The sequence below is a fragment of the Amycolatopsis panacis genome (assembly GCF_003600245.1).
Taxonomy (GTDB): Bacteria; Actinomycetota; Actinomycetes; order Mycobacteriales; family Pseudonocardiaceae; genus Amycolatopsis; species Amycolatopsis sulphurea.
The window spans coordinates 1-1,314 of the sequence record NZ_QZFV01000042.1; the positions used below are offsets into that span (position 1 = coordinate 1).

The 1,314-nt window shown below is 66.8% G+C and carries 1 protein-coding gene; it reads right to left on the bottom strand.

Annotation, left to right across the window (positions count from 1 at the left end):
* Nucleotides 1-67 precede the first annotated feature (67 nt).
* Nucleotides 68-1,314 (bottom strand): IS701 family transposase (locus D5S19_RS03225; protein WP_233573687.1); only part of this gene is annotated, 1,247 nt, incomplete at its 5' end.

Genomic DNA, 1,314 nt, shown 5'->3' on the forward strand with positions numbered 1-1,314 from the left:
CAGAGGGCGCAGGCCCCGGTCCAGCATGTGAGCAGGTTCTGCAGGAGCAGGGCGACCTGTCCGAGTGTCAGGCCGGGGCCGCGTTTTTTACTGTGCGGGCGCGGTATTCGGTGAGGAACAGCAAGGCTGCGGTGACGAGCGTGACGTGGCGGTGCCAGCCTGGCCAGGTGCGGCCTTCGAAGTGGTCGATACCGAGGGTGTTTTTGAGTTCGCGGTAGCTGGTCTCGATGGCCCACCGGGCTTTGGCGAGCCGGACCAGGCGCCCGATGGTGGGGCGGGCAACGCCGGGAAGGTGAGCCAGCCATACGTGTGCAGGCTCGTCTGGTTTCTTGGTGTCCCATTGGATCAGCAGCCACCGGTCGGGCAGGTGGGTGTTCGCCGCGGACGCTCGTTGCCGTACCGGTCTTCCGGCCTCACGTACCCGTAGCAGGCTGGCATGGGCCACCCGCTCACCGTCGTCGGTGTGCCAGGACACCGGGATCCTGGTGGCACCGGCGGCGATGCCGGTAGCCGACAGGTGTTTGCCTTCGCGTGCCCACGCGGTGTCGGGTTCCCGACGCCAGGGCAGCAGGCTGATGTCGCGGTTGACCTGCACCACGAACCCCAGACCACGGTCGGCGAGACCGTCCCGGAACTCACCGGCCCGGCCGTAGTCTTCATCAGCCACCACCGGAGGTGGTGTGAGTTTCTGCTCGATCAGCTCGTCAAGAGCGTCCAACGCCAGTTGCCACTTGGGGCGATGGCCGACGTCGTCGGGGACCCGGGCGGGTCCCCGACGTTCGCCCGAGAGTTCCGGGTTCCACGACTCGGGCATGAACAACCGCCACGCCAGCGGGACCACGCCGGTCCTGCCACACGCGGTCACCGACACCGCGGCCTGACAGTTGGCCTGCCCACCGACCCGCCCGGAATGCTGACGAGCCACCCCGACACTGTCGTGACCGTCTTTGAGGAACGTCGTGTCATCGATCGCCCACACCGCCGGGCGCAGCAACCGCTGCGCCCGCACCGCGATCCGGTTCTGCACCGGCTCCCACCGCCACGGCGAGTCCGTGACCAGGTGATTCAAGCTCTGCGCAGACACCCCCAGTACCCGCCCCATCCCGGTCGCGGTCTTACGCTTAACGTCGGTCAGCAGCGAGCCCCGCAGATGATGCGCACACATATCCGCCCGCCGCACAGCACCCGCAACCGGCTGCCCCGGCACGAACACCTCCATCACGAACCGCTCCAGCTCACCATTCAAAGCCCGCACCACAGCAAGATCCACACCAGAATCACACCACAAGATCAACAACTCCTGACAAAGCCCTA